Source organism: Methylobacter svalbardensis, from assembly GCF_037671525.1.
GTDB classification, from domain to species: domain Bacteria; phylum Pseudomonadota; class Gammaproteobacteria; order Methylococcales; family Methylomonadaceae; genus Methylobacter_A; species Methylobacter_A svalbardensis.
On the sequence record NZ_JAWPOH010000094.1, the window covers coordinates 1 to 8923 of the forward strand.

General features: G+C 46.6%; 6 protein-coding genes and 2 pseudogenes. 4 read left to right on the forward strand and 4 right to left on the reverse strand.

Translation table 11 applies throughout. From position 1 onward, the window contains the following. A partial coding sequence (locus tag RW114_RS21080; protein ID WP_422614784.1) for an IS4/Tn5 family transposase DNA-binding protein occupies positions 1 to 144 on the reverse strand: 144 nt, incomplete at its 3' end. 618 nt (positions 145 to 762) lie between these two features. Between RW114_RS21080 and RW114_RS21085 the strand changes: the two are divergent. Both RW114_RS21085 and RW114_RS18815 read left to right on the forward strand, forming a co-directional pair. Beyond that, positions 763 to 942: pseudogene (locus tag RW114_RS21085) on the forward strand (hypothetical protein); the annotation flags it as partial. A gap of 114 nt (positions 943 to 1056) precedes the next feature. Beyond that, positions 1057 to 1491 carry a low molecular weight protein-tyrosine-phosphatase gene (locus tag RW114_RS18815; RefSeq protein WP_340124289.1) on the forward strand — a complete coding sequence of 145 codons (435 nt, stop codon included), beginning with the start codon at positions 1057 to 1059 and terminating at the stop codon, positions 1489 to 1491. 3 nt (positions 1492 to 1494) lie between these two features. Here the strand turns inward: RW114_RS18815 and RW114_RS18820 are convergent. Continuing rightward, positions 1495 to 1618 (reverse strand): annotated as a pseudogene (locus tag RW114_RS18820) (IS1595 family transposase); the annotation flags it as partial. A 248-nt stretch (positions 1619 to 1866) separates the two neighbouring features. Between RW114_RS18820 and rapA the strand changes: the two are divergent. Both rapA and RW114_RS18830 read left to right on the forward strand, forming a co-directional pair. Beyond that, positions 1867 to 4683 carry an RNA polymerase-associated protein RapA gene (rapA, locus tag RW114_RS18825; RefSeq protein WP_340124290.1) on the forward strand — a complete coding sequence of 939 codons (2817 nt, stop codon included), beginning with the start codon at positions 1867 to 1869 and terminating at the stop codon, positions 4681 to 4683. 257 nt (positions 4684 to 4940) lie between these two features. Beyond that, on the forward strand, positions 4941 to 5774 hold the full coding sequence (locus RW114_RS18830) for a CvfB family protein (protein ID WP_340124291.1): 834 nt from the start codon (positions 4941 to 4943) through the stop codon (positions 5772 to 5774). A gap of 118 nt (positions 5775 to 5892) precedes the next feature. Here RW114_RS18830 and RW114_RS18835 read toward each other — a convergent pair whose 3' ends face one another. Next, entirely contained in the window at positions 5893 to 8175 is a 2283-nt protein-coding gene (locus RW114_RS18835; RefSeq protein WP_340124292.1) for a putative bifunctional diguanylate cyclase/phosphodiesterase, read from the reverse strand. A gap of 2 nt (positions 8176 to 8177) precedes the next feature. Continuing rightward, positions 8178 to 8798: an oxygen-binding di-iron domain-containing protein gene (locus tag RW114_RS18840; RefSeq protein WP_340124293.1), complete on the reverse strand. Its 621-nt coding sequence runs from the start codon at positions 8796 to 8798 to the stop codon at positions 8178 to 8180. Positions 8799 to 8923: the final 125 nt, after the last annotated feature.

The window sequence follows — 8923 nt, forward strand, 5'->3', positions numbered from 1 at the left end:
TTGCGTCTCTGCCCAACCTTGACATGATTCAGGTATGCTTGATTTTGGCGACTTGGCTAGGTTTTCGATTAGCTTTATGGCTCTATTCTTTAGTCGTTTATCACCTAAATCTAAATTACGAAATTCTCTATTTGCCCAATTCATAGCTAAAATGATTCTACTTTACTAAATCTTAACAACTTGTGTGTAAGGAGATGCTTTATAGGGTGTATCGCGATCAATCAGGATAAATTGGGTGGCCATTTTTGTTTTTGTTTCAGTATTTCAATGTGATCACTTTTTACAGCATAAGCCTGATAAAGATTGTGAAGTAGTTCTGATTATTATGTTTTAATCGCAATATAGTCATGCTTTTATCGCTTTTGAATTGCCGGCTATCATTGCATGACAATTATATTTTCCTATACAAGTCATTATGTTGTCCTGATTAATGGTGACTTTTCATTAGTCGCAGGCAATACTTTAGGACTATGGGGTCCGCTTTAAATAGCCGCGTGGATTTGCTCAAGTTCAAGGGTAAAACCGCTAAACCCAAAACTTTCAACGGCTCAATTATCCTAGGATTGGTTCGGTCTAGAGCTTTAGAGCAATAACGACATCATGATTTATCAATGGCGAGACAAATCCGATAGGCCATTACTTTATACCGGTAGCATTACCCAAAACGGTAAAACTGAAATATTCGCGAGTAGCGATTTTTCACTAAACAAAAGTAAAAAATGAGTCAGTAATAAAACAGGTATTAGCTAGCCAGTCGAATGGCAAATAACAATCCTTGGTATAAGCATCGCCGTAATAGCCACAAGTATCTTGAACGACGGTGAGTTCAATGCTATATTTATAATTCGTAATATCTATGAGGAAAAGGCTGTTCAAGTCACGGGAACGCATGCCGGACAAGGCTTTATGGAATTAAACGGCTGCGGGAGCAGTAAAAACTGATTCGATAAGAACGTCAATTTCTTGCCTTTCAGTCAAAAACCTCCGGCAAAGCCGGAGGCTTGAAAATGTGAACCGCTCAAAGGGTCGTCAACCAAATAAAAGGATATATCACTTTTGTTCAATAACATACTGGTTGTTTGTGTAGGTAACATATGCCGCAGCCCCATGGCGGAAGCAATTCTTAAAGATGCTCTTTCTAAAACTTATCATGTTAGTTCTGCGGGAATCGGAGCTTTGGTTGGTCACAAAGCCGATGCAAAGGCGATTCAGCTTATGATGGCAAGAGGATTGGATATTTCCTCGCATCGTGCTTGCCAGTTAAATAATGAAATGATTCGAAGGGCTGATCTAATTCTGGTTATGGAGTTGGCTCATAAAATGGATATCGAAGCTAGGGAGCCAAGTGCCAAAGGGAAGGTTTTTAGATTGGGTGAATGGGGTGGGCATGACATCCCCGATCCCTACCAATTGGATCTAAAAGCTTTTGAGTCTGCGCTGGCTCAAATTGATCAAGGTGTAAGCCAATGGATCAAGAAACTTCCTGATTAGCAGGTATGCACCTCCAAGCCTGGTCTTGAGATTGCCTAAGATAGTGTTGATCCAAAGGAGTTCCCGCATGTCTTTGGATTTGCGAACGCCGACTATAGCAACCTGCCTCGGTTACCGCAGCAAAACACCCTCAAAGGCACCTGGTTTTCAGAACCCCGCCCTGCTTTACCAATAATAAGTCAGTTTGGGAGTATGTTATGTAGACAATAAAAAACTCCCACTCAATACAGCCTGCCTTGTGTAGGCTTTTTTGCGTCTGGTGGATTGATTTATAGTAGAATTGTTTCGATTTGGATCATTGAGAGACTCTATCAGAAACATATAGTATCTCTTTAATTGATTGACTTATAACGATTATTTAATATAGCGAATAAAATGGAACAGTTTATCCCCGGCCAACGCTGGATTAGTAATACCGAGTCGGAGCTCGGTTTAGGTCTTATTCTTGAGGTGGCGCACAAGCGGGTCACGGTGCTTTTTCTGGCTTGTGACGAAAAGCGTATGTATGCGCAAGATAACGCGCCGTTAACGCGCGTCCGGTTTTCGGTAGGCGACGTTATTGAGTCGATTGACGAAGATAAAGTGACCGTCACCGGTTTAACTGAGCAGGACGGCTTGATTACTTATGTGGGTAAGGACGAGGATGGACACGAAGTTCAGCTGGATGAGGTGGAGCTGAATCATCACATCCAATTTAACAAGCCTCAGGATCGGTTGTTTATCGGGCAAGTCGATCCTTCTGCCTGGTTTTTGTTGCGTTATGAAACCTGGCTCAGATTGCAACAGCATCAACAATCGCCGGTTAAAGGCTTGCTGGGCGGTCGTGCATCGCTGATTCCGCATCAGTTATTTATTGCGCATGAATCGGCTAACCGGTCGGCACCGCGAATCATGCTGGCCGATGAAGTGGGCTTGGGTAAAACCATCGAAGCCGGTTTGATTTTGCACCATCGGCTGATTAACGGCTTGAGCAACCGAGTGTTGATTATCGTGCCGGAAACGCTGCTGCATCAATGGCTGGTCGAAATGCTACGGCGCTTTAACCTGCGCTTTAGTATTTTTGACGAGGCGCGCTGTGTCGACACTTATGCCGAAGACGACATGCTTGCTGAAGCGGGTGAAGCTGACGTCGCTGCCGATAATCCGTTCTTAACCGAACAATTGATTCTATGCAGTCAGGGCTTTTTTTCCAATTATCCGCGTCGCCAACAACAGGCCATAGCTGCGGGTTGGGATATGGTTATTGTCGACGAAGCGCACCATCTGGAATGGAGCGAACTCGCACCCAGTACTGACTACCTGTTTGTCGAACAACTTGGATCGGTTTCCCCCAGCCTTATTTTATTGACGGCGACCCCGGAGCAATTAGGCAAGGAAAGTCATTTTGCCCGATTAAGATTGCTCGATCCCGACCGCTTTTACAGTTTTGCCGCTTTTGTCGAAGAAGAGCGCTTGTTTGAGCCGGTGGCTCATGCGGCGAAGTTGTTGCTGGCGGAGGAAGTACTGAATGAAGAGGCGCAGCAACATTTAACCGCACTGCTGAAAGATGACAATGTCGAGAGCTTGCTGAAAAACCTGAACGATCCTGAACAATCGGCGGCGGCGCGAGATGCGCTGGTTAATGTGCTGCTTGATCATCATGGCACCGGACGGATTTTATTTAGGAATTCCCGGCAAACCGTGCAGGGTTTTCCCGATCGGGAGCGTTATGGTTATGCCTTGACCGGGCAAGCAAATGCCGATGACTTGCAACAAGACCCGCGCTACTTATGGCTGGTGGACAAGGTCAAACAGCTGGCCGGTCAAAAAGCGTTGGTGATCTGTAAACAGGCACAAACCGCGATTGATTTGGAGCAAGTCCTGAAAAACCGCGCCGGTATCGCGTCGGCGGTGTTTCATGAGGGTATGAGTATTATCGAGCGCGACCGGGCGGCGGCTTATTTTGCCGATCCGGAAAGTGCGGCACGGCTATTGATTTGCTCTGAAATCGGCAGTGAAGGCCGGAATTTCCAGTTTGTGCATCATTTGATCCTGCTGGATTTGCCGACCAATCCCGATTTATTGCAGCAACGCATAGGTCGTCTGGATCGTATCGGCCAGAAACATATTATCCAGATTCATGTGCCGTATCTGGAGCATACTGATAATGCGGTGTTGTATCGCTGGTATGATGAAGGCCTGAATGCGTTTGCCTGCAACAGTTCATCGGCCCAACGGGTTGCGGATTTGTTGCACGATGAGCTGGCGGCTGTTTTGGCTAGTAAAAACCCAGCCGATATTGATGTCCTTATAGCCAAGACCCAAACGCTCAGTGCCGAACTTGAAACGCAAATGCATAATGGTCGCGATCAATTGCTGGAGTTGAATTCCTGTCGCAAGGAATTGGCCGATGAACTTATCGAGCAGATGAGTGCCTACGAGAAGGAAGGTGTGCTTTGGCCTTACATGGAAGATGTCTTTGAATGTTATGGCGTAGATACCGAGTTCCATTCACCGGATTGCTTTATTATTCGTCCCAGCGGTCATTTGCGTGTCTCGCATTTTCCCGGATTAACGGAAGACGGCATGACCATCACCACTGACCGGCAGATTGCTCTGGCGCGGGAAGATATGCAGTTCATGACTTGGGAACATCCGTTGGTCACCGCATCGATGGATATGGTGCTGTCCTCTGAGACCGGCAACGCCGCGATCAGTGTGATCAAGCATAGCGATTTTAAAGCCGGACAGTTTTTTCTGGAGTGTTTGTTTATTGTCGAATGTAGCGCGCCTGCCGAATTACAGATTGGCCGGTTTCTGCCGCCTACCCCGATTCGGGTATTGATCGATCAAAACCAAAAGGATGTCAGTGCGGACATCGACCACCGTGACTTGGTTGAAGCCGGCATCAAGTTTGATAAGCACAGAATCATTATTTTTTTGAACAGCCAGCGATCGCACCTTATTAATATATTGGGTATGGCTGAGAAAAAAGCCAAAGCCGACATGCAAGCGTTAGTCGACCAGGCGACTCAAGCGATGTTGGAATCGCTAAGCAATGAGATCAAGCGTCTGGTCAGATTGAAAAAAGTGAATCCGAGTATCAGAACCGAAGAAATTGAGCAGCTAAAGGATATGACCATGCTGGCGCATGAAAACATCCAGGCCGCGCAGTTAAGACTGGATGCGGTGAGGTTTGTGATTACCAGTTGATTTTTTCTGTCCACGAAAGACACGAAAAGCACGAAAAATGGATGGAGTATGGGTACAAAAAGAGCTTTGCCAGATGTATAAGGCGATGCTGTGTTTGTGAAACTTCCATAGCAACAGTTGAACGGAATGCTCTATTAAAACATTTTCGTGTCTTTCGTGTCTTTCGTGCTTTTCGTGGACAATATTTCACTTCAGTTACCAGTTGATGTTGAATGCTTATTGCGATGCATATTAAACTCAAATCTACCCAATAAATTATGATAAATATCGGCAAAATAAATAAACTGAAAGTCGTTAAACAACAAGGTGCTGATGTCTATCTTGATGACGGAACCTCGGGAAAAGTGCGGCTGGCGGACAGAAGACTGCCCGCAAACTGCCAGGTTGGTGATAGCCTGGACGTATTTGTTTACGTGGATTCGGAGGGTCATCTGGCTGCCACCAGCAAAAAGCCCTTGGCCGAAGTGGGTGATATAGCCTGGATGAAAGTGGTGTCACTCAATTATGTCGGTGCATTTCTGGAGTGGGGCCTGCCTAAAGATTTGCTGGTGCCTTTTAGCGAGCAATACCATGAGATGGAAGTAGGACGGTCTTATCTGGTTAAGGTATTTCTTGACGAGCAAAACCGCATTGCCGCAACCACCAAGATTGATAAATTACTCAGCGATGAATCGGTCGATTTTGAAGTCGGCCAAAAAGTGTCGCTGATCATAGCCGACGCTTCTGATCTGGGCATCAAAGCCATTATCAACAACAGCCATTGGGGCATGTTGTATCAAAACGAGTTGTATCAGCCGGTCAAAAAAGGCCAAAAATTGGACGGTTACATTAAGCAGATACGGGAAGATCATAAGATTGACCTGAGTTTGCACCAGCCGGGATACGCCAAGGTGGTATCGCTTACCAACAGCATTATCGCCAAGCTGAAAGCCAATAACGGCGAGTTGCTGCTGAGCGATAAAAGCCCGCCGGAAGCCATTTATGCCGCGTTCGGAGTCAGTAAAAAAGTATTCAAACAGGCCATTGGCGCATTGTATAAGCAACAATTAATCACTGTCGATAAAAATGGGATTAAGCTGATTAACCCGTAGATTGGGTTGATGCTTTTCTAACTCAACATATACCATGCCGCGGTAATGTGTTGGGTTACGAAAAGAGGTAATACAACGAAATTGAAAGCAGTATGGCTAGATTCAGAACTCATTCACCTTATTTTTTCAAAGGCAGCTGCATCTCAGGCAGCGGCATGCCGATATGGTAGCCTTGGGCGTAATTGATGCCCATGTCTTTCAGTGCCTCCCAAATTTCCTGATTTTCGACAAATTCGGCAACAGTGAGAATGTCGATGTCCTGGCACAATCGCGACAAGTTATGTACCAAGGCATAGTCCACTTTAGAGCTCAGTATGTTACGCACAAAGGCACCGTCAATTTTGACGTATTCAAAGTGTAATTCACGCAAATAATGAAACGAGTTATAACCTGTACCGAAATCGTCCAGCGCAAAGGCGAAACCTTTACGACGCAGATTGGTCAGAAACCGGCGCATGTTGGTCATGTCGCCAATCGCGTCGCGTTCCAGCAATTCAAAAACAATGTTTTCCGGGGGGAGTTCCAGTTGTTGGCAGAGTTCTTCGGCGTAACCTAAAATGCCACGGCCTTGAATTTCCTGTACCGATAAATTGATGAAAATTTTCGCATTCGCTTCCGGGCGGTTGGCATCCATGGCAGCGCGTTTAGCGGCAAAAGAATTGTTGATCATGGCGAGGTCGAGATCACGCGCTAGGCCATATTTGTCAATGGTTTCGATAAACATCGCCGCCGAAGTTGTCTCTCCTGTTGGCGATTTAAGTCGGGCCAGCGTTTCAAAGGCATAGAGTTCACCGGTCTGGCAGTTAACTATCGATTGATAATAGGGAATAATCCGGCCTTCTTTTAATGCCTCGCGCAGATTTTCCGCATTATCGCGGGTCTCGCGAATACTGATGCGTGTTTCCGTTGCATCAAAGGCGCAGACGCCGTCTTTACCCATGTCCTTGGCTTTGTACATGGCGGCGTCGACGCCCTCCAGCAGGGTATCGATGGTTTGTCCATCGATGGGATAACTGCTCACACCTATGGAGACGGTTAAATGAAAGCGGTTGCCTTGTGCCGAGGTGATGGCCATTTCCCGTAGCGCTTCCCCGATTTTTTCGGCAACTATCCGTGCACCTTCGGGGCCGGTTTCTGTCAGGATAATGGCAAATTCGTCCCCGCCGATGCGGGCGCATAAATCACCGTTGCGCGTATGTTCAAGCAGCGCATTGGCGATCGAGCACAGTGCTGTATCACCGGTGGGATGTCCATAGGAATCGTTAATATCCTTAAAATCGTCCAGGTCGAGCATCAGTACGCTGAACTCATGCTTGTGCCGCTCGGAACGACCGATTTCGTAGTTTAAAATATCGTTAAACTGGCGGCGGTTGTGCAGTCCGGTAAGGGGATCATGTACGGCGTAGTATTCAAGTTCTAACAGCGTACGCGATAGCACCTTGCTGGAACCCACTACCATGACCATGACGGCAAGTATCGCGCGGATCACGCTGGCTTCCTGTGCTGATAAATTGTTTTCAGCGGCGTAAGCGACCCCTAATAAACCGGCCAAATTGGTCGAATGATCGGGTACGGGTACGCTAATCATATTAATATCGAGATCCGGCTTTATTTGAGCCCCGCAATTAATATTAAATTCTTCAATATCCAGTGCCGCATTTGGGGGCAGTCCGATACTTTCCAGCATCTGTTGACTCAGTAAACCACGCGCCTGCGCGCGTGTTTCATCCGTGTACTGACCTAGATAATACAAATACAGCGATAAGCCATGTTCTTCGGCAAAGGCGATGTAAAAAAAGTTAAACGGGAAAATGGCGTAAAAATCCGCCAGAATTTCCTGTACAAACTCTTTCCATTGCGAGATGTGTTCGTGGGACAGGATAATACGCTGCAACACCTGACTTTGCCGCTCCAGTAAGTCTTTTTCAATCAAAACAGAAGACAGCTCAAGCAAGGTTTGATTGAATTCTATCAGCAGGTTTTTGATGTGCCTATCATTAGCCGTCCACTGCTCGCTGCGATGTTGGAATAGCAAGTCAAGACTGTGATCCAGACGGGTGCAGGTATTAATGATATGCGTAATCGTTGGGATCATCGCAATCATGGCGTTGGAGTCATCGGCAGCCATAGCGGACATGGCCGTCATCAATTTACTGATAATCTCCTGATGCACATTATGATTAAGCTCGGATATATCCGTTGCAGAGCGCTGGGTGCGTATCTGGTTTTCTAAAATCTCGGCAATCTGGGTGATAATCCTAAAGCGCAAAGCCTCCAGGTGATTGGGCTCGGCAACTGCTCCATGCGTTGCTCTCGATTGCTGTTCCAGACGCGATTCTACCTCCTCCATCCTTGGAGTCGTACCTCCTGCATCCATGCAGTCGTGCGATAAATTACTCATGTTCAGTCCTCCAGCGGAAAGTGTCCGCGGGGCTGCATTATATCGACGCCGCATTGCAGGTCCTTGAGCCAGTTTAAGAAATCCTGCACCGCAGCGCCCCGGTAAATCGGGCCGTGTTGCGGGGCAATCATCTCAATATCCAGGTCGGCAATGGTCTCCAACCAACAGCGTATTGCCTTGTTGGAGCACATGTAGCGGCGATGAAATCCCTTGATATAGGGGATGTGGCTGGAAAAATCGTCCACATAGGCGTCATTTTTATCCATGGGCAACATTGCCGCTCCGATATCGCCGGTGAACAGGATTTTAGAAATCGGATCGTATACGTTAATCTGGCCTTCGGAATGCAAAAAATGTGCGGGCACGATTTTTAGTTTAAAACCGGGAGAGGGTTCGCAGTCCATGCCTTCATTGGGTACGCCGATAAATCGCGTCATGTCTTTTAAACCGTAATGAGGCAAAAAGCGTATCCAGATGCTGGAAACATAAACGGGCGAGTGACACAGTTCCAGCCAGGTTGATAGGCCGCCGACGATGTCGGGATCTTGATGCGACAAAAAAATGGCTTTAATTTGTTCCGGCCCCACGTAACGCAACATTTCCGTCAGGACCCTAGTACTCAGTCAGTCTTGTTTTGTCGTATAAAATCCCCATAGAGTAGGTTTTTTACATTATTGGGGAACGATAGATTGGCAAAGAAATATATTGTGCGTTTAACTGAGGATGAGCGCACCTATTTGGAAAGTTT